Source organism: Cellulomonas sp. Root137, assembly GCF_001426725.1.
Lineage (GTDB): Bacteria > Actinomycetota > Actinomycetes > Actinomycetales > Cellulomonadaceae > Cellulomonas.
In genome coordinates, this window is record NZ_LMFG01000001.1 from 2,495,547 (window position 1) to 2,515,795 (window position 20,249).

A 20,249-nucleotide genomic window follows, 5' to 3' on the forward strand; every position below is an offset into this window, starting at 1 on the left:
TAGACATCCGGACAATGCTGTCCGGTTACCCGAAGGAGCACTCGATGCCGGATCTCTTCGACCACACCTACGACGTCGTCGTCGTGGGCTCCGGCGGCGCGGGGTTCGCCGCAGCCATGGGCGCTGCCGACGAGGGGCTGAGCGTGCTCATGATCGAGTCCACCGACAAGTGGGGCGGGAGCACCGCGATGTCGGGCGGTGGCCTGTGGTTGCCGAACAGCCCGGTCATGCAGCGCGCCGGCGCGGGCGACTCGCGCGAGGAGGCGCTGACCTACCTGGAGGCGACCGTCGGCGACGACTACCTGGCCACCTCGCGGGAGCGCAAGGAGGCGTTCGTCGACGGCGTCGCGGACTTCGTCACCACCGCCGAGAAGTACGGCATGCGCTTCGCCCGCGCCGCCGACTACCCGGACTACTACCCCGAGCTGCCCGGCGGGAAGATCGGCCGAGCCGTCGAGGTCGAGCCGTTCGACGCCCGGAAGATCGGCGCGTGGTGGCGGACCACCCGGGCGATGATGCCGCTGCCGCTCAAGACGGACGACGTCTGGCTCCTCGGCCGCTCCTGGTCCACACCCTCGGGGTTCGTGCGCGGTGCCCAGTTCGTCTTCCGCACCCTCGGCGGTGCGGTGCGCGGCAAGAAGCTCGTCGGCACGGGCGCGGCGCTGGCGTGCTCGTTCCTCGACATCGTGGTGCAGAAGCAGCGCACGCCTCTCTGGCTGAACGCCCCGCTCGAGGAACTCGTCGTCGAGGACGGACGCGTGGTCGGCGTCCGCACCACGCAGGGCGGCAAGACCGTGTCGATCCGTGCGAACCGCGGCGTGGTCCTCGCCGCGGGCGGGTTCGACCACAACACCGTCCTGCGGCAGAAGTACCAGGGGATCGACGGCCACCCGTCCGGCAACCCGGGCAACCTCGGGGCGACGCTCGACCTCGCCCAGGAGCTCGGTGCCGCGGTCGAGCTCATGGACGACGCGTGGTGGGGCGCCTCGGTGGCCCCCGCGCCGGGTGAGAGCCCGGGGTTCCTCGTCGGTGAGCGTTCGATGCCCTACTCGATCCTGGTGGACTCCGAGGGGGACCGGTTCGCCAACGAGTCCGAGTCGTACGTCGACCTCGGCCACCACATGCTCGAGCACGACAGGGACGGCACCTACTGGATCGTCGCCGACACGCGCCACGCCCGCCGGTACCTGCGCAGCTATGCGATGGACCCGCGCGCCACCAAGGCCATGGCGGAGGCGGGGACGATGGTCAAGGCGGCGACCCCGGGAGAGCTGGCCAGGAAGATGGGGATCGACGCCGAGCGGCTGCGGGCGACGTTCGAGCGGTTCAACGGCTTCGCCCGGTCCGGCGTCGACGCCGACTTCGGCCGCGGCAACTCGGCGTACGACCGCTACTACGGCGACCCGACCGTGCACCCGAACCCGTGCCTGGGCCCGCTGGAGAAGGGGCCGTTCACGGCGTTCCAGGTGGTCGTGGGCGACCTGGGGACCAAGGGCGGCGTGGTCACCGACGCGGACGCCCGCGTGCTGCGCGAGGACGGCTCGGTCATCGAGGGGCTGTACTCGGCCGGCAACAACTCCGCCTCGGTCATGGGTCGGACCTACCCGGGCCCTGGGTCGACCATCGGACCGGCCACGGTGTTCGGTCTGCGCGCCGCCCGCCACCTGGGCCGCGACCGCAGCTGAGGACCCCCGCGCCTGTCGCACAGGACAGGCGTCCATGTCATCTCGTGGGACCAGATCTCACCCTGTGACATCCTGCACGGTGCCATTTGTGGACAGACCTACGCACAGTACGTAGCGTCCTGCACAACACAGAGGCGGCGGCGCCAGTCGAGATCCGGTCACACCGGAGTCCCGACGGCCGTCGCCTTCCGTGCTCCTGGCGCCAGCGTCGCCGTCACACCGGTCAGGTGGACCCGTGAGTCCACCCGGCCGTCCGACCGGACGACCGAAGGGTGCGACCCCATGGCAACGACGTTCGACAAGCTCCTGCTGGAACCTCGACGCACCGAGCAGCTGACGATCAAACCCACCCGGACCGCCGAGAACGAGTCGGCCCAGAGCCCGTCCCTCATGCTGCTCGTCCTGCTCGCCTGCGCCGGCGTGATCATCTACGCGGTCTTCCTGCTCAACCCGGCCAACCGGGGCGACTGGCTGCCGTACACGCTGGTGATGGTGGCCGAGTCCGTGCTCGTGGCGCACGCCCTGCTGGCGATGTGGACCGTGCTGTCCAGCGGCCACAACCCCCGCGGCTTCGCCTTCCACCACGCCCAGGATCGCCTCTACGACCTGGCGGAGATCATCCGCGACGGCACGGAGAAGCAGCCGCAGGCATGGCGGATGTACCTGCAGGAGTGGCCGATCAGCGTCGACGTCTTCATCACGACGTACGGCGAGGATCTCGCCACCATCCGACGGACGGTCTCCGCCGCGGTGGCGATGCAGGGCCGGCACGACACCTGGATCCTGGACGACGGCCGGTCCGACGCGGTCCGCGACCTCGCGGCCCAGCTCGGGGCGCGCTACGTCCGACGGCTGTCGAGCAACGGCGCCAAGGCGGGGAACATCAACCACGCCCTGTCGATCGCCAAGGGTGACTTCTTCGTCATCTTCGACGCCGACTTCGTGCCGCTGCCGCAGTTCCTGCACGAGACCGTGCCGTTCTTCGCCACCGACGACGTCGCCTTCGTGCAGACGCCACAGGTGTACGGCAACCTCGACACCGTCATCTCGAAGGGCGCCGGCTACATGCAGTCGGTGTTCTACAAGTTCATCCAGCCGGGCCGGAACCGGTTCAACGCCGCGTTCTCCGTGGGGACCAACGTCATCTACCGGCGCGCGGCCGCGGACTCGATCGGTGGCATCTACTCCGACTCCAAGTCGGAGGACGTCTGGACGTCGCTCATGCTCCACGAGAACGGCTGGCGGACGGTCTACATCCCGACCGAGCTGGCCGTGGGGGACACCCCGGAGACCGTCGAGGCGTACACCAAGCAGCAGCTGCGCTGGGCGACGGGCGGCTTCGAGATCATGCTCACCCACAACCCGCTGTCCCCGAAGCGGAACCTGACCATGGACCAGCGGCTGCAGTACCTGGTGACGTCGACCCACTACCTCACGGGCATCGCGCCGCTGCTGCTGATCCTCGTGCCGCCGCTGCAGATCTACTTCAACCTGACGCCGATGAACCTGACCATCACGCCGCTCACGTGGCTGCTCTACTACGCGGGCTTCTACGTGATGCAGATCCTCGTGGCGTTCTACACGCTCGGGTCGTTCCGGTGGCAGGTGCTCCTGCTCGCCGCCGTGTCGTTCCCGATCTACACCCGCGCGCTCGTCAACGCGGTGCTGCGCAGGGACCAGAAGTGGCACGTGACCGGCCAGAAGGGCGCCTACCGGTCGCCGTTCGCGTTCATGGTGCCGCAGGTCCTGTTCTTCCAGTTCCTGCTGATCACCACGGTGGTCGGGGTGTGGAAGGACCTCGGCAACGGGTACCCGAGCCTCGCCGTCGCGTGGAACGCCACCAACACCCTGATCCTCGGAGGCTTCGTCGTCACCGCCTGGAGGGAAGGGCACCACGCTCGCGCGGCCGTCAGGGCGCAGCGCACGCCGCGCCACGCCGACGCACCCGTCCTCGCCACCGCACTCCCCGGAGGTGCCGCATGACCTGGACCAGCCGCATCCGACTGTTCGCGGGGATGATCCTCGTGCTCGTCCTCTGCGCCCTCGCCACCTACCAGCTGAACCAGACGCGCGGGGTCGCCGTCAGCGACTCCGCACAGATCCTCGCCAAGTCCTACGGCGTCGGGACGCCGTACGCGGGACTCGTCGTCGACCAGCTCGTCGACGTCGGTGACGCCGTGAGCACCGGCGACCCGCTCTTCGTGATCGACTCGGCCACGCTGCAGTACGACGTGAAGAACGGCTTCGCGCGCACGTCGACCGAGGCGACGCAGATCGACGCCGACGGACGCCTCGTGGTCCTGGCCACGGGCGACGGGGTCGTCACGGAGATCGCCTCCGAGCGCGGCACCTTCGTCCAGTCGGCCACCCAGCTGGCCACCGTGCAGAGAGCGGACACGCTGTACGTGCAGGCCGAGTACACCCTCACCCCGAAGGAGTACGCACGGGTGGCGGACGACGCCACCGTCTCGGTCGTGCTGCCCAACCAGAGCGCCATCACGGTGCACGTCTCGGAGGTCAAGGTCGAGACCGTCGCGGGCGCCGCCCAGGCGGTGCTGATCCTGTCCGGCGACTCCCTCGAGGACGGGGCCCAGAACGGGCTCGTGTCCGCGGGCACGCCGGTCACCGCCGAGCTGCACCTGGAGAACGACGGGCTGGTGACGCGGACCGCGGCCGCCGTGAAGACCTACGTGGGAGGACTCTTCGGATGACGACTCGAACGACAGGACCCCTGACCGAGGTACGCCCCCCGCCCACGTCGCGCCGGCGGTGGTGGGTGATCGGCGTGGCCGCAGCCGTCGTGGTCACGTTGGCCGCGGTGCTCGTCGTGGTCGCGCCCTGGGCGGACGACGACGAGACCGCGGACGGTGACGGTGCTGCCGGACCCGGGTCGGCCCCGGTCTCCGACGTGAGCGGCCCGCCGGACGCGACCCCGCCCGAGGTGGACTCCGCAGCGCTCGTCGCCGCGGTCCCCGCCGAGGCGGTGGCCAAGATCGATCCCGTGCGACTCGCCCCCGGCGTGGTGCCGCCCAGCAACCGCTGGTACAGCGGCCTGGTGTTCGGCGACCAGCCGCAGCCGGTGTTCGCCGAGCCGCTGTCGTTCGGGCTCACCGACTCGGGCTTCACGCTCGGTCTGCCCGCACCGACGGTGGACGCGAAGGTGATCATCGCGCCGCACGTCCCGGCCGTGACCGTGGACGCCGGGGCTACCTCCGCGCAGGTCAGCGCTGCGGACCCGGTGAGCGTGACGATCGACCTGCTGGACGCGTCGGGCGCGGTGCTCGGCAAGGTCGTGCTGGCGGCGGGCTCGCCGTTCGTCAGCTTCACCGCGGCGCAGGACGTGACACTGGGCTCCACGGTGGCCGGCGGCACGTTCGCGCCCGGTGACGACGGCGCCGCTACCGCGGACGCGGGCACGTCGCAGTGGGGGCTGGTCGGCGGCACGACCGACGGCGGGTCGACCACCCTGGGCGCCGGAGAGAGCGCGTCCTGGTACGCGCTGCCGCCGGACGCCACTCCGGAGGCCGCCACCGCGCTGCGGACCGCCGCGGCCGACCCGGTCACGGGCGTCGACGTGACCTACGGCGTGGACGACACCGTCGCCCGGACCACCCTCACCTACCGCACCGCCGGGGGATCGCCGACCGCGTACGTGCTCATGCCCCACCACCGCGTCGGCGACCAGCCGGAGCGCACGGACTGCGGGCTCGGCGCCTACCCGAGCGTCTACGGGGACCTGGAGCTGTGCGCCGGGTCGCAGCTGTCGTCGTTCGCGCCGGCCGTTCCCGCGGCGCGCGAGCTCGACCTGGACGGCATCTCCGACGACCAGCGCGCGGCGATCGTCGACGCGCTGGCGACGGACGTCGCGGGCACCCCGGCCTTCCCGTCGGACACGTACTTCGGCGGCAAGGCGCTCAACCGTGCGGCGTCGCTCGTCGTGCTCGGGGAGCAGCTGGGGGTGCCCGACGTCGTGGCGGAGCTGAGGTCCACGACGGTCGACGCGCTGACGGAGTGGGCCGAGCCGGACGGGTGCACCCGCCGTGACGCTCGGTGCGTCGTGTACGACGAGACCGCGCGCTCGGCGATCGGGCTCACCCCGTCCTTCGGGTCGGACGAGCTCAACGACCACCACTTCCACTACGGCTACATCCTCGCGGCGGCGGGTCTGCTCGCGCAGGACGACCCGGCACTGGCGGCCCGGCTGGCGCCGGTGATGAACCTGCTCGCGCAGGACATCGCGGCGGCACTCCCGTCGGACGAGCTGCCGCAGCTGCGGTCGTTCGACCCGTACGCCGGCCACTCGTGGGCGTCGGGCACCTCCCCGTTCGCCGACGGGAACAACCAGGAGTCGTCGTCCGAGGCGGTCACCGCGTGGAACGGCCTGGGCCTGTGGGCGCAGGCGTCGGACCAGCCGGAGCTCGCCACGGAGGCCACCTGGCTGGCGTCGACCGAGGCGCTGACCGCCCGGACGTACTGGACGGCGCCGGACCTCGAGCAGTTCGAGGGCTTCGAGCACACGATGGTGTCCCTGAACTGGGGCGGCAAGCGGGACTACGCGACGTGGTTCAGCCCTGAGCCCAGCGCCATCCTCGGCATCCAGCTCATCCCGATGGGCCCGGTGCAGTCCGGCATGGCCGAGGGGGTGACACCGGAGCAGATCCGGGCCTCGGTCGAGGAGGCGACACCGGGCGGGTACGGCGTGCAGTTCGGCGGCTACCTGCTGATGTACCGGGCGCTCGCCGGCGCGGACGACGCGGCGGCGGCCTGGCAGGAGGCGGTGAGCCTGCCGGACGTGGGGGTCGACGACGGGAGCTCGCGATCAGCCATGCTGGCGTTCATCGCGTCCGCGCAGGCCGGCTCCGGAGGCTGACGGCCACCTCCCACGACGCCCGTTCCCGTTCACGGGGGCGGGCGTCGTGCCGTGTCCGTGCCCGTTCCGTCGGGAGAGTGACAGGTGTCAGTCGAACGAGCGCTTGACTTTGTTGCCGCGGGGTCCGACTCTGGGGTCACACAGTAGTGACACGAGTCACTCAGGAGGAACCTCACCGGCGAGGACGTCCCTCCGCGAGGGTCTCGTGCCGATGCATCCGGCGGCGGACCCCGTTTCCCGCACTCGGATCACGCACCGAACAGGCTGGCGAGAGTCAGCCGGGGCCGACCCGGCCGAGCGCAGCGTTGCGCTCGTCCTGCCGGCCCGCTCGCTCACCGCGGCTGTCGCCGGACGGCTGCGTCACCGCGCCCCCCGGGCCCGCTGTGCCGACCCTCGTCGGCGGGCGTGCCGCACCTGATCGGAGACCGCAGGATGTCAGCTCACGCACGACCGACCCCCTCCCATCGCACCCTGGACCGCCGCCGGCTCGTGGCCATGGTGGCCGTCGGCGCCATGCTGGCGTACCTGGTGCAGGCGATCGTCCTGCCGGTCTCGCGCGCGGAGGCGGTGACCGTCGGCTCGGGCAGCTACGCCGAGGGCACCCCGACCGGCGGTGCCGTGCCCACCGAGTGCAACGGCACGCCGGTCACCAACCCGCGGGCGCACGTCACGGCGAACTTCCCCGCCGGCGCCATCCCGACCAACGACTGGTGGACCTCGCTGCTGTGGCGCAAGTTCAACTGCGCCTCGATCTCCGAGAACCTCATGGCGCACCCGCTGTCGTTCCACGCGTACACCAACGGGCTCGGGGTGAGCTACCCCACCACGGCGAGCATCTCCGGCACCGCGACGGGCGTGGGGGAGTACCACTACAACTACGCCGAGGACTTCCGGCTCGGGATCGCCGGCCTCGACGCCGACGGCAAGGTCGACGGCTACTCCGACTGGACCGTGAGCGAGCTGTGGACCAACGGCAGCAGCAGCCTGCGGACCACGTTCGGGCACGGCCTGCCGTTCGTGTACGCCACCAAGACCGGCGGCAACGCCTCGCTGGCCGGCACCGCGGCCCCGACGGTGTGGACCACCGGGAACGGTGCGATCGGGTACACCATCAACGGCCACGACTACGCCGCCTTCGGACCGACCGGCTCCACGTGGACCGTCTCCGGGAACACGATCAGCTCGTCGCTGAACGGCGGCACGTTCTTCTCGGTCGCCGTCCTGCCCACGCAGCCGAGCAGCAGCAACGCCGACCGCGTCGCGGCCCTGAACGCCTACGCGCCCTACGCGCACAACCACGTGACCGGGACCAAGGTGTCGTGGTCCTACAACGAGTCGACGTCCCGGATGACCGCGACCTACGCGTTCACCACGACCGCGCGTCAGGGCTCCGGCACCGGCACGGTCTACGCGCTCTACCCGCACCAGCGCGACAACCTCACGGGCGCGACGCTCAGCCCGTACTCGTACATCTCCCCGCGCGGCCCCATGCGGGTCGTGATCGGCAGCTCGCAGTTCCAGACGGTCTCGACGTTCAACGGCGTGCTCCCGCAGCTGGCCAACACCGGGTTCGCCGCGGGGTCCGCCGACGCGAGCCAGCTCAACGGCTACATCTCGCAGGTCGCGTCCGGCGACCCGTTCGCCGGGTTCGGCGACGACACCTACTGGACGGGCAAGGCGTTCGGGCGGATCTCGCAGGTCGCCCACATGGCCAACCTCACCGGCAACACCGCCGCCCGCGACAGCCTCGTCAGCTCCATGAGGACACGGCTGACCGACTGGATGACGGCCTCACCCGGGGAGACCACCCGCTCGTTCTGGTACAACCCGTCCTGGGGCACGCTGATCGGCTACCCGGCCTCCTACGGCTCGGACACCGACCTCAACGACCACCACTTCCACTACGGCTACTACGTGGTCGGAGCGGCCACCGTGGCGCAGTTCGACCCGGCCTGGGCCGCGACCTCCGCATACGGCGGCATGGTCAACACGGTCATCAAGGACGCGGCGAACTGGGACCGCACGGACACCCGCTTCCCGTTCCTGCGCGACTTCGACATCTACGCGGGCCACGACTGGGCCGCCGGGCACGGCGCGTTCGGGGCCGGCAACAACCAGGAGTCGTCGTCCGAGGGCATGAACTTCGCCAGCGGCCTGATCCAGTGGGGCCAGGCGACCGGCAACACCACCGTCCGTGACCTGGGCATCTACCTGTACACGACGCAGGCGTCGGCCATCGAGAACTACTGGTTCGACACCGACGACGAGGCGTTCCCGGCAGCGTTCGGGCACTCCACGGTCGGCATGGTCTGGGGCGACGGCGGCTCGTACTCGACGTGGTTCAGCGCCGAGCCGGAGATGATCCAGGGCATCAACCTGCTGCCCAGCACCGCCGGGCACCTGTACCTCGGGTACAACCCGTCGTACGTCACCCGCAACATCGCCGAGCTCGAACGCAACAACGGCGGGCCGGCGACGGTGTGGAAGGACATCATCTGGGAGTTCCAGGCGCTGGCGGACGCCCCCACGGCGCTCTCGCAGTTCCGCGCCGAGGCGAACAGCTACGCCATCGAGGAGGGGGAGTCGCGGGCGCACACGTTCTACTGGCTGAAGAGCCTGTCCGGGCTCGGCACCGTCGACCGGTCGGTCACGGCGAACACCCCGCTGCACGCGGTCTTCGTCAAGAACGGCGTCCGGACGTACCAGGCGGCGAACATGAGCGGGTCGGCGATCACCGTCACCTTCTCCAACGGCGTCACGCTCGCCGTGCCGGCCCGGTCCGTCGCCAGCTCGAACGTGAGCGTCCCGACGGACACGACCGCGCCCTCCGTCCCGGCCGGGCTCTCCGCCTCCGGCACGACGTCGTCCTCGACGAACCTGTCGTGGTCGGCGTCGACCGACAACGCCGGCGGAAGCGGGGTCTCGGGCTACGAGGTGCTCCGCAACGGGACCGTCGTCGGCACCGCGACGGGGACCACCTTCACCGCGACGGGCCTCGCGGCCTCGACGGTCTACCAGTTCACCGTCCGCGCGCTCGACGGCGCAGGCAACCGGTCGGCGAGCAGCAGCACGGTGAGCGTCACCACGTCCGGCGGGTCCGACACCGTCGCACCGTCGACACCCACCGGGCTGACGGCGTCCGGCACCACCTCGTCGGCGACGACGCTCGCGTGGTCGGCGTCCACCGACAACGTCGGGGTCACCGGCTACGACGTGCTGCGCAACGGCTCCGTCATCGCCTCGACGGCGAACCGGAGCTACACGGTCACGGGACTGTCGCCCTCGACCGGGTACGCGTTCACCGTGCGGGCGTACGACGCGGCGGGCAACCGGTCCGGCGTGAGCACGTCCGTGTCCGTCACGACCACGGGCACCTCGACAGGGATCGACGCCACGTCGCGCATCCAGGCCGAGGCGTACAACGGCATGGCGGGCGTCGCCAAGGAGGCGACGCAGGACACCGACGGCGGCGAGAACATCGCCTGGATCGGCAACGGCGACCACGTCCGGTTCGACAACGTCAACTTCGGCAGCACGCCGAGGTCGACGTTCCGGGCGAGGGTCGCGTCGGGCGCCGCCGGTGGCGTCAGCGGGCTGGTCAACGTGCGGCTCGACAGCCTCACGGGTCCGTCGATCGGCAGCTTCGCGATCGGGAGCACGGGCGGCTGGCAGGTCTGGCAGACGGTCCCGGCGAACATCCAGGGCACGACGGGCACCCACACCGTCTACCTGACGTTCGACTCCGGGCAGCCGGCCGACTTCGTCAACGTCAACTGGTTCACGTTCAGCTAGCGCGTGGTCGTCGACGGCCCGGAGGCGCTCACGCGTCGCCGGGCCGTCGGCGTGTCAGGTGGAGTCGCGGGCGATGACGTGGAAGACGTCGCTCGGCTGCGCAGGGGGGTCGACGGCGTCGTCGAGCGCGGCGATCACCGCGGCGGCCAGGTATGTCGCCTGCGCGTCGATGGCCTGCCAGACGGTCGTCAGGGCGGGGGCGGCGAGCCGCGCCGCGGGGATGTCGTCGACCCCGATGACGGCCACGTCCTGCGGTGTGCGCAGTCCCTCGGCCCGCAGCCCGGCGAGCACGGCGAGCGCGACCTCGTCGTTGTAGGCGGCGACCGCCGTGACGGGGTCCGGACCCGCGCGCCAGCTCCGGACGGCCGCGGCGGCGGATGCCACGTCGAGGTCGACGACCTGGACCCTCGGCGCGGGCAGGCCGAGCTGCTCGCACTCCTGCACCACCCCGGCCAGCCGGCGGTCCGCGAACGCGGCCAGACGGTCGTCGCTCGGTGCGGCGTAGGCCACCACGCGGTGACCCCGACCGGCGAGGTGCTCGACCTGCAGCCGCCCGATCCGGGTCTGCGGGACCGAGAAGGTGCCCGGGTGGTCGTCCTCGTCGAGGGCGCTGCCAACCACCTGGATGCCCGCCTGGCGCATCGCGCGCTCGTCCTCCTCGGCGAACGGGGCGAGCCCGAGCACCGCCCGCGGCGTCACCGCCCGCCACAGCTCGGCGAGCGGGCGGGGACCGCGGTCGTGGTGCACGAGGACGGACAGCCCCCGGGCCGCCAGCTCCGTGGTGAGGTGGTCCATCAGGGTGTCGATGACCGGTCCGATGGTCCAGTTGGGCAGGACGCAGAGCACGAGGTCGCTCCGGCCGGAACGCAGCGTCCGGGCCGCTGCCGAGGGGGTGTAGCCGAGGCGCGCGGCGGCGTCCCGGACGCGCTGGCGGGTGGCCTCGGGGATGGCGACGTCGTTCTTGCCGTTCAGCACGTAGCTGACCGTGGTGCGGGACACGCCGCTCTCCCGCGCCACGTCGGCACTCGTCAACCGCGGCACGGACCCTCCCTCACGACCCTCGGCAGATCTGCGCCAACCCTAGCCGCGCGCGTCGGTGTGGGTCGGTAGTCCCAGGGTGTGGCGCCGGGCTCCCGGCACGATGGTGGCATGAGCCTCCACGTCCCCGGTGGTCTGCTGCTGACGGGCCGGGCCGCCGACCCGCTCGCCCTGCCGGCCGCACTGAAGCCCGTCCTCCTTGACGTCGCCGACCGCCTGTTCCACGAGGCCCTCGCCGCCCGGGTCGCCCACCACATCGACCGCGTCCGTCTCGGCCTCCCCGGCCTGGTCGAGGCCACCGCGCCCGCGTCGGCGCTGGGTGCGCTCTCCCGGCAGGTCGCCGTCGAGACCGTGGCTGCCATCCGCGACGACCGCGCCCGGTACGGGCAGGCGGACCTCGCGGTGACGGTCACGATCCTGGGCCACCCCGACCGGGACGACGCCCTGCTCGGGATCGTCCACGCCGAGCGGTGCGAGCTCCGCGATGCCGTCCTCGCGATCGACGGCATCGACGAGTACGCCTACGTCGCGGTCGACAGCCCGCGGTTGGGCGCGCAGGAGTGGCAGGAGCGTGCCCGCGTGTGGTCGCACGCCCTGCGCGACGGCCGCTACGCCGACCTGGGGTGGACGTGGTCGCTGTTCGGGCGGTACCCGGAGCAGACCCTGCGGTGCCTGGCCGTGCCGGACACCAACAAGCTCGTCGCGGCGCTGCCCGCCGAGACGGACCGTGCGCGGCACCTCGCGGGCGTCCTCGGCAACACCCGTCCGATGAAGGACATGAACGACGTGGCCGCGTTCCAGCGCCGCCACGACCGGGACACGGCCGCGAACCTGCCGACCGCCCTCGCGGCACTCGCCCCGATCACGGCCGACGACCTGGCGTGACGCCGGAGGGGTGGCCCGGCGAACCCGGCCACCCCTCCGACGTCACCTCACGTCACTGACCGAACCAGCGACCCACCTGCTGGACGATCGCGGCATCGAACCGGTCGTCGTCGTGCTTGGCGCGCAGCCACTCCGCGAAGCTGCCTCCGGCCGAGGCGTCGGCTTCCTTGCGGCACGCGTCGGTGTCCGTGACCGCCCGCAGCAGCATCTGCTCGGCCTCGGCGGGCGTGCGGTACAGGAACGGGTAGTCGGCCGGCAGGATCGCCCGCGCCCAGGGACGGTCGGGCAGCACGCCGACCGCGCCGGCGACCAGCGCCTCGATGTACTCCAGCCCGTACGACTCGTCGGTCGCCGTGGCGAGGAACGCGGTCGTGCGCGCCAGCGCCGACCAGTAACCCTCGCGCGTGGCCGTCAGCGGGCCCACCCACGCCCAGTCGTGCAGCGAGAGCCGCATCGCCTGCTCCGTGGCCAGGTGCGACTCGTGCAGCCGTGCCTCCACCCGCAGGGGCGTGCGCTTGGCCACCCGCTCGACGATGTCCAGGAACAGCTGCGGCTGCTTGCGGTCCGACAGGTAGATCGCGGGGTAGAGGACGACGGGCACCTCCGGGTCGCGCCGGGGGAGCACGTGGTCGAGCCGGATGCCGAGGTTCACCCAGGCGACCTCGGCCTTCTCCGCCAGCGACGGGATCGTCCACCGCTCGACCATCTCGCGGACCTCGCCCGCCGTGCGCTCCGAGTTGGCGAACGTCGGGAACAGGGCGCACGAGAGGGCGACCGCCGCCCGTTCGACCGGGTGGTGGAACCGGGACGTGCCCAGCCACACGAAGTTCATGACGTGCGGCTCGCCGCCGGAAGCCGCAAGGGTGCGCCAGACCGCGACCGAGTCGGCCGGGGCCATGTTGATGACGATCGTGTCGTCGGGGTCGACGAACTCGAGCGGCAGCAGGTCGAAGTCGGCCCCGCGCCGGGGGCCGGGTCCGACCAGGATCGACCCGGGGAAGATGCGAAGCAGGCGTCGCACCAGGGTGGCGCCGGCGTCGTGGCCGGCGACGTGCCCGTCCGTGTCGACGAGGACGTCGGGGTTGCGGACCGCGATCCTCATCGGTCGCCCGCCTTCGCGTCGACCAGGGCACGGTCGGTGCCGGAGGTCTCCGGGGCGGAGCCGGACGTCGCGTCCCCGCCGTCCCCGTGGCCGACGGGCGGGGCCTCGTCGGAGAGCGTCGACCGGATCCGCATGCCGTAGAACGAGCGGTACACGAAGAAGGCGGAGGCGAGGAAGAACACCGCCGCGAGCCCGAGCACCAGGGTGTGCAGGCCGTCCGCCGTGAGGCTGACCGAGAGCTCGACAGCCAGCAGCCCGAACAGCGTCGTGAACTTGATGACCGGGTTGAGCGCCACCGACGACGTGTCCTTGTAGGGGTCGCCGACCGTGTCACCGATGATCGTGGCCTCGTGCAGCGCGGTGCCCTTGGCGTGCAGGTCGATCTCGACGATCTTCTTCGCGTTGTCCCACGCGCCGCCGGCGTTGGCCATGAAGAACGCCTGGTAGAGGCCGAACACGGCGATGGAGATCAGGTAGCCGATGAAGAAGAACGGCTCGACGAACGCGAAGGCCAGGGTCGAGAAGAACACCCCGAGGAACATCGTGAGCATCCCCTGCTGCGCGTACTGCGTGCAGATCTCCACGACGCGACGGGAGTCGGCCTCGCTCGCCCTCGTCGCGCCGTCGAGGCGGATCGTGGTCCGGATGAACTCGACCGCCCGGTAGGCGCCCGTGGTCACCGCCTGGATGGACGCGCCCGTGAACCAGAAGATCACGGCGCCACCCATGACCAGGCCGAGCAGGAACGGCGGGTGCAGCAGCGAGAGGTTCTCGAGGCCCGTGGTCAGACCCTCGGTCAGGCCCATGATGATCGAGAAGATCATCGTCGTGGCGCCGACGACGGCCGTCCCGATCAGCACCGGCTTGGCGGTCGCCTTGAACGTGTTCCCGGCGCCGTCGTTCTCCTCGAGCATGGTCTTGGCGGTCTCCCACTGCGGCTCAAACCCGTGGTCCCGGACCAGCTCGGCCTCGATGTCGTCGATCTCCTCGATCATCGAGAGCTCGTAGACGCTCTGGGCGTTGTCCGTGACAGGGCCGTAGGAGTCGACCGCGATGGTGACCGGCCCCATGCCCAGGAACCCGAAGGCGAGCAGCCCGAACGCGAACACGGCGGGCGCCAGCATCAGCGTGTCCAGGCCCAGCTGCGAGAGCAGGAAGGCGCCGCCCATGAGGCCGACGATCGTGGTGCCGAGCCAGTAGGCGGAGAAGTTGCCGGCGACGAGGCCGGACAGGATGTTCAGCGACGGGCCACCCTCGCGCGAGCTCATGACGATCTCGCGGACGTGGCGGCTGCCGGTCGACGTGAACGCCTTGACCAGCTCGGGGATCACGGCGCCGGCGAGCGTGCCGACGGCCACGATGGTCGCGAACACCCACCACAGCGACGCAGTCTTGCCCTGCCCGAGGACCAGGTAGGTCGTCACGTAGGTGGCGGCGACGCAGATGCCCGACGTCACCCAGACGAGGGAGGAGAGCGGGGTCTCGAAGTTCATCCGCTTCGCGTCCCGGTACTGGTGCCGGACCCAGGCGTCGTTCACCAGGTAGGAGAGCGCCGACGCGATGATCATCACGGCGCGCACGACGAACATCCACACCAGGAGCGTGGCCTGGACCGCCGGGTCGTGGACGCCCAGCAGCACGAAGGTGATCAGCGCGACGCCGGTGACGCCGTAGGTCTCGAACCCGTCCGCGCTCGGCCCGACGGAGTCGCCCGCGTTGTCGCCCGTGCAGTCGGCGATGACACCCGGGTTGCGGGCGTCGTCCTCCTTGATCTTGAACGCGATCTTCATGAGGTCGGCGCCGATGTCCGCGATCTTGGTGAAGATGCCACCGGCGATGCGCAGCGCTGCCGCACCGAGCGACTCGCCGATCGCGAACCCGATGAAGCAGGCGCCGGCGATCTCGCGGGGGAGGAACAGCAGGATCACCAGCATCATCAGCAGCTCGAGGCTGATGAGCACCATGCCGATCGACATGCCCGACTTCAGCGGGATCCGGTGCACCTGCAGCGGCGTACCGCGCAGGGCGGCGAACGAGGTGCGTGAGTTGGCGAACGTGTTCACGCGGATGCCGAACCAGGCGACGGCGTACGAGCCGGCCATCCCGAGCAGGCTGAACCCGATGACGATCGCGACCTTGCCCCACGGGAAGTCGATGAGGAAGCGGTAGTACACGACGATGACCGCCGCGATGAACACCCAGAGCATGAGCAGGAACTTGCCCTGCTTGACCAGGTACGCCTTGCACGTCGAGTAGATGAGCTCGGAGATCTCGAGCATCGACGCGTGCACGGGCAGCCGGCGCAGCTGGACGAACGCCAGCGTGCCGAAGCCGAGGCCGAGCACGCACACGATCAGGCCGAGACCGAGCAGCAGGCGGCCCGACACGCCGCCCATCACGGTGACGGTGCTCAGGTCGGGGAGCACGAGGCTCGCCTCACCCCCGGCACCCGGCGGTTCCGCCGTTGACGAGAGAGACGTCCAGAGGGCGGTCATGGTGAGCACGGGATCCCCGTTCGTGACGAGCTGCGGCCTTTTCTTGCAGGCTAGGGCCGCGTTTCGCCGCCGAATGTGACCTAAGTCTCGGTCCCGCGTGCATCCGTCCTGCTGCGTGGGGGGAAGGAGAGTCGGGGACCGGCGTCCAGGCATGTCACCCCCTCTCGACGGGCTGGTCGGCGCGAGCCGACCTAGCATCGGCCGTGCCGCCATCGGCCTCGTCGTCCCCCTGGCGCCAGGAATGTGGAGGACTCCGTGGGCATCCAGACCTCGCTCGACGCGCTCCGCGCGGCCGACCAGATCGTCGACGCGATGCGGCTCGCCGACGAGCTCGCGTTCGAGAGCAGCAGGGACCCCGGTGTGCGCACCATCCGCGTGCTCACGGGCGCCCTCGACGACGCCGACCAGCTCGTCGCGATCGCCGCGGTGCACGCCCTGGGCACGATCGCGGACGACGAGGCCTCCCGCGCGCTGGTCCGACAGCTCTCCAGCGAGCGCCTCTTCGTCCGGGAGCACGCAGCCTGGGTGCTCGGCTCCGGACTGCCCCGGTCCGAGGCGATCGCCCGGCTGATCGGGATGACCGCCGACGGGGGATTCGGCGGGATGCTCGCGCAGCGGACGCTCGAGCAGTGGTCCACCGGAGCGCCCGAGCCCGTCGCGGTCGGCCTCGAGACGGCGCTGCTCGGTGTTCCCGAGCCCGCCGCACGCGCCCGCGTGGTCGAGACGCTCGGTCTGGTCCAGCACGTGATCGCGGTCCGGCCGCTGCTCGCGCTGGCGGGCGACGGCGGACAGGACGAGCAGGTGCGCGCCGCCGCCGTGGCCGCGCTGGGTCGACGCCCGGGGGACCACGACGTGCTCGGCCTGCTCGACGACCTCGCCGCTGGGACGGGACACCTCGCCGACGTGGCGCGCCTCGCGCTCGTCGACATCGCCGCCCAGGCCGCACCGGACCACCGGGACGTTCGTGACGGTCTCACGGTGGCCCAGCTGTTCCTGCACGCCGACATCGACGCCGGGCTCAGCGCGGCCGGCATGGGGGACAACGGAGGCATCGCCACCCTGCTGGTGCGCCTCGGGGACGCCCTCGTCGCGCCGGGGACCGACGGGCCGACGCCGGTGACGCGCGTCCTGACCATGTCGCGCGGGTCGGTGACCCAGGCGGCGGCGGACCTCGGCGCGCTCCACGACTCCGGCCACCTGTACGGGCGGGTGCCGCTCCAGCAGGACGCGTCGCCCTCGGCGACTGCCTGGTCGTTGCGGGTCTCCGCCCGCCGCGGCATCCGCCGGCTCCTGCGCGCCGCGGGTGGCGTCGACCTGCTCCACCTGCGCATGGCCGACGTCGGCAGCCTCGCGGCGGCCGACGTCGCCCGCGAGCTCGACATCCCGGTCGTCTTCACGGTCGCGCCCGACCCGCACGCCGTCATCCGGTCGCTGGACCTGGCCGGGCGTCTCACCCGGGAGAACTTCGGGCTGGTGGACGAGGCCGAGCACTTCTGGTTCCGGGTCCGCCTCGTGCAGCGTCTGGCGGCCAACGCGTCGCACACCGTGCTGTTCCCGCGACCGACGCTCGAGCGGGACATGCGCGAGCTCGTCGGCATCGACCTCACCGCGCACCCCGAACGGCACACCGTGGTGCCGGAGGGCGTCGACCTGCAGGTGATCGACCGGGCGGTCGACGAGGCGCAGGCCCACGTCGAGGGCGGCACGCCGTCGGACGCGCTGGTGGAGCTGCGCGGCATCGTCGAGTCGCTGCCCGTCGCTCGTCGCGGTCTCCCGCTGATCGTGAGCGTCGGCCGGCTGCACCGCGTGAAGGGGATGGCCACGCTGGTCCAGGCGTGGGCCGGCGGCGCGCTCCGGGACCGCGCGAACCTGCTGGTCATCGGGGGGGACCTCGACCACCCGTCGGCGGACGAGCGCGAGCAGCTGGACCTCATCGACGCGGTCGTCCCGGCAGGTAGGCGGGCTGCCGCCGGCCTCCTGCTGCCCGGCCACCGACCGAACGACGTCGTCGCGCGCTGGGTGGCGGCCGCGCGCACCGGTCTGCCCGGGCTGAGCGCACCGCGGGGTGTCTACGTCTGCGCCAGCCTCAAGGAGGAGTTCGGGATCGCCCTGCTCGAGGCGATGGCGTCGGGACTGCTCGTCGTCGCGCCGGACGGCGGCGGCCCCGCGACCTATGTCGTCGAGGGCGACACGGGGTTCCTCGCCGCCACCTGGCACGCCGAGCGGCTCGCGGAGTCGATCGCCGCGGCGCTCGACGCCGCCGTGGCCGAGACCGACGCCGGGCGCGCCGAGCGGTCGCGCGCCACCGTCGAGACGAGCTTCACCATCCAGCGCATGGCCGGGATGCTCGACGACGTCTACGCGTGGGTCGTGGCCGACGAGCGTGCCGCCCGCTCGTCACTGGTCGGCGCCGGATGACCCTGCTCGTCATCAGCCCGGACTACGCCTCCCACCTCCTCCCGCTCGCCGCGCTGGCCGCGCCCTGGCGGGACGCGGGGGAGCGGGTGGTCGTGGCGTCCGGACCGGCCACGGCCGGCACCGTCCAGGCCTTCGGCTACGAGCGCGTCCCCCTGCAGCTCGGTCGCGGCTCCAACCCCGGGGTGATCCGCGCCGAGAAGCAGCCCGACGACGAGGCGGACTCGCTCCGTGGCTTCTTCGACGCCACCCGGCAGGGGATGGTGCCGACACTGACCTACCAGGCGCGCGAACGCCTGGTCGACCTCATGTGGCAGCCCGTCGAGAAGGCCCGGGCGACGCTCGGCGTGGTCGAGGCGGTGCGTCCCGACGCCATCCTGGTCGACCACCTCGCGTACAGCGCGCGCCTGGCACTCTGGGCGGCGGACGTGCCCCACGCCGACGTGGTGCTCGGCCACCCGACCGCCTTGCCCGTGGGGGACGAGGTGTACGGGCTCCCGCGCGCCTGGCCGCGTGCGTTCGCGCCCGACCCCGGCGAGATGACCGAGCTCGAGCTGCTGTGCCGCCGGGTCGCTGCGGGGTTCACGGTCGAGTGGAACAGCGCGGCCGGAGCACTGGACCGGGGTCTTCCCGCCGTGCCGGACGCCTTCGCTCAGCACGGTCCGCTGGTCCTGTACCACTACCCCGAGGAGCTCGCGGACCCCGACCGGGCAGCTGCGCTCCCACCCCACGAGTACCTCGGCGGCTCGCTGCGCGCCGAGCCCGCGGACGCCGAGGTCGACGCCTGGCTGAGCTCGGACGAGCCCTTCGTGTACGTGAGCTTCGGGAGCTTCTTGTCGGTCCGCGGGGACGTGCTGGCGCGGGTGGCCGCGGCGCTGCGGGGTGCGGGAGTGCGCGCCGCGATCGCCAGCGGGTCCACGCCGGTCGCGCAGCTGGGCGAGGTGCCCGCGGGATGGCTGGTGCGCGAGTACCTGCCGCAGGTGCGGTTGCTCCGCGCCGCGGCCGCCACCGTGACGCACGGCGGCAACAACTCGGTCACCGAGGCGGTCGCCACGGCGACGCCGCTGCTCGTCCTGCCGTTCTCGACCGACCAGTTCGCCGGTGCGGCGGCCGTCGAGCGTGCCGGGATCGGCGAGGTGCTCGACCCGAACACGGCCTCGGTGGCGGAGATCCGCTCCGCCCTCGAACGCCTGCTGTCCTTGTCGGGGGCGGGCGCTCAGGTGCTGCACTCGGCGGCGCGCGCGCTCGAGGCGCAGCCAGGTCCCGTCCGGGCGTACCGGGCCGTCACGCGGTGACGTCTCGGGGATCCCCGGCGAGGAGGGCGCGCGTCCACGTGTCCGCCAGCCGGTCCCCGAAGCGCTCGGCCGACCACCCGCGCTCGTGCACCAGCAGCGCCCAGTACTCCGGACCGTTCATGCTCCAGACCAGGTCCGCCATCTCGTCGTCGGCCAGGTCGGTGCGCAGCTCGCCCGTCTCGCGCAGGTCCGCGACGAAGTCCCGCATGTTCGCGGCGCGCCGCGAGGAGATGGTCTGCCAGAGCGCGCGGCAGTCTGCATCCGTCACAGCGGCCTCGCGCAGGGCAAGGTAGACCGGCCCGAGCCGGTCCTGGATCTGCGCCACGGCGTGGGCGTAGATCGCGACCTTCTCCCGCGCCGTGGGGGCCTCGCGGACGCGGCGCACGTACTCGCGCTGCTGGGCGGGCACCGCGTGGTCCGTGCCGGACAGGGACGCCTCCACGACCTCGCGCAGGAGCTCCGGCTTGCGACCGACGGTCGCGTAGACGGTGTCGACCGCGACCTGCGCACGGGCGGCGACGGCGCCGACGGTCGTGGCCGCGTACCCCTCGCTCAGGAACAGGTCGCGTGCCGAGCGCAGGACGGCCGAGCGGGTGGCCGCGGCCTGCTCCGCCCGCTTGGGCGAGCGGTAGGGCCGAGCGTTGACGTCGCGAGGCATCCGCCATACCCTCC

Annotated in this window: 12 protein-coding genes; 8 read left to right on the top strand and 4 right to left on the bottom strand. The window is 71.8% G+C overall.

The features are described 5' to 3' along the window. The first annotated feature begins 44 nt into the window (after positions 1-44). From ASD18_RS11745 to ASD18_RS11765, 5 genes are all read left to right on the top strand, one after another. A complete protein-coding gene (locus ASD18_RS11745; RefSeq protein ID WP_056092150.1) occupies positions 45-1,685 on the top strand; it encodes an FAD-binding protein in 1,641 nt (546 codons plus the stop codon). Positions 1,686-1,967: 282 nt separating this feature from the next. Further along, positions 1,968-3,668 carry a glycosyltransferase gene (locus ASD18_RS11750; protein WP_056090925.1) on the top strand — a complete coding sequence of 567 codons (1,701 nt, stop codon included), beginning with the start codon at positions 1,968-1,970 and terminating at the stop codon, positions 3,666-3,668. Beyond that, entirely contained in the window at positions 3,665-4,396 is a 732-nt protein-coding gene (locus tag ASD18_RS11755; RefSeq protein ID WP_056090927.1) for an HlyD family efflux transporter periplasmic adaptor subunit, read from the top strand. Before ASD18_RS11750 ends, ASD18_RS11755 begins: the two co-directional genes overlap by 4 nt. Before the next feature lie 74 nt (positions 4,397-4,470). Then, positions 4,471-6,555 carry a glycosyl hydrolase gene (locus ASD18_RS11760; RefSeq protein WP_235522334.1) on the top strand — a complete coding sequence of 695 codons (2,085 nt, stop codon included), beginning with the start codon at positions 4,471-4,473 and terminating at the stop codon, positions 6,553-6,555. Between the two features lie 432 nt (positions 6,556-6,987). Then, on the top strand, positions 6,988-10,347 hold the full coding sequence (locus ASD18_RS11765; protein ID WP_056092153.1) for a glycosyl hydrolase: 3,360 nt from the start codon (positions 6,988-6,990) through the stop codon (positions 10,345-10,347). Positions 10,348-10,401: 54 nt separating this feature from the next. On the opposite strand, the gene ASD18_RS11770 is transcribed toward ASD18_RS11765, so the two are convergent. Beyond that, positions 10,402-11,388 (bottom strand): LacI family DNA-binding transcriptional regulator, encoded by a 987-nt coding sequence (locus tag ASD18_RS11770; protein WP_056090933.1) that lies wholly within the window; start codon positions 11,386-11,388, stop codon positions 10,402-10,404. 108 nt (positions 11,389-11,496) lie between these two features. Here ASD18_RS11770 and ASD18_RS11775 point away from each other — a divergent pair, with 108 nt between their 5' ends. Further along, positions 11,497-12,270 carry a hypothetical protein gene (locus ASD18_RS11775; RefSeq protein ID WP_056090936.1) on the top strand — a complete coding sequence of 258 codons (774 nt, stop codon included), beginning with the start codon at positions 11,497-11,499 and terminating at the stop codon, positions 12,268-12,270. A gap of 52 nt (positions 12,271-12,322) precedes the next feature. Here the strand turns inward: ASD18_RS11775 and ASD18_RS11780 are convergent, their stop codons facing one another. Together ASD18_RS11780 and ASD18_RS11785 are read right to left on the bottom strand one after the other, a co-directional pair. After that, the gene (locus ASD18_RS11780) at positions 12,323-13,372 is read right to left on the bottom strand and encodes a hypothetical protein (protein WP_056090939.1); all 1,050 of its coding nucleotides are present in this window, start codon (positions 13,370-13,372) and stop codon (positions 12,323-12,325) included. Continuing rightward, on the bottom strand, positions 13,369-15,867 hold the full coding sequence (locus tag ASD18_RS11785; protein WP_082573984.1) for a sodium-translocating pyrophosphatase: 2,499 nt from the start codon (positions 15,865-15,867) through the stop codon (positions 13,369-13,371). Before ASD18_RS11785 ends, ASD18_RS11780 begins: the two co-directional genes overlap by 4 nt. 255 nt (positions 15,868-16,122) lie before the next feature. Between ASD18_RS11785 and ASD18_RS11790 the strand changes: the two genes are divergently transcribed. Beyond that, the gene (locus ASD18_RS11790) at positions 16,123-18,285 is read left to right on the top strand and encodes a glycosyltransferase (RefSeq protein ID WP_056092157.1); all 2,163 of its coding nucleotides are present in this window, start codon (positions 16,123-16,125) and stop codon (positions 18,283-18,285) included. After that, positions 18,282-19,577, top strand: a complete 1,296-nt coding sequence (locus tag ASD18_RS11795; RefSeq protein ID WP_056090941.1) for a glycosyltransferase — start codon at positions 18,282-18,284, stop codon at positions 19,575-19,577. The genes ASD18_RS11790 and ASD18_RS11795 overlap by 4 nt, the downstream gene beginning before the upstream one ends. Here ASD18_RS11795 and ASD18_RS11800 read toward each other — a convergent pair. Then, positions 19,567-20,235, bottom strand: a complete 669-nt coding sequence (locus ASD18_RS11800; protein ID WP_056090943.1) for a TetR family transcriptional regulator — start codon at positions 20,233-20,235, stop codon at positions 19,567-19,569. The genes ASD18_RS11795 and ASD18_RS11800 overlap by 11 nt on opposite strands. Positions 20,236-20,249 lie beyond the last annotated feature (14 nt).

Bases quoted from the DNA above. Each gene is read 5' to 3' on its own strand.
- ASD18_RS11745 (WP_056092150.1), top strand. From the start codon at position 45: ATGCCGGATCTCTTCGACCACACCTACGACGTCGTCGTCGTGGGCTCC.
- ASD18_RS11750 (WP_056090925.1), top strand. From the start codon at position 1,968: ATGGCAACGACGTTCGACAAGCTCCTGCTGGAACCTCGACGCACCGAG.
- ASD18_RS11755 (WP_056090927.1), top strand. From the start codon at position 3,665: ATGACCTGGACCAGCCGCATCCGACTGTTCGCGGGGATGATCCTCGTG.
- ASD18_RS11765 (WP_056092153.1), top strand. From the start codon at position 6,988: ATGTCAGCTCACGCACGACCGACCCCCTCCCATCGCACCCTGGACCGC.
- ASD18_RS11775 (WP_056090936.1), top strand. From the start codon at position 11,497: ATGAGCCTCCACGTCCCCGGTGGTCTGCTGCTGACGGGCCGGGCCGCC.
- ASD18_RS11780 (WP_056090939.1), bottom strand. From the start codon at position 13,372: ATGAGGATCGCGGTCCGCAACCCCGACGTCCTCGTCGACACGGACGGG.
- ASD18_RS11785 (WP_082573984.1), bottom strand. From the start codon at position 15,867: ATGACCGCCCTCTGGACGTCTCTCTCGTCAACGGCGGAACCGCCGGGT.
- ASD18_RS11795 (WP_056090941.1), top strand. From the start codon at position 18,282: ATGACCCTGCTCGTCATCAGCCCGGACTACGCCTCCCACCTCCTCCCG.
- ASD18_RS11800 (WP_056090943.1), bottom strand. From the start codon at position 20,235: ATGCCTCGCGACGTCAACGCTCGGCCCTACCGCTCGCCCAAGCGGGCG.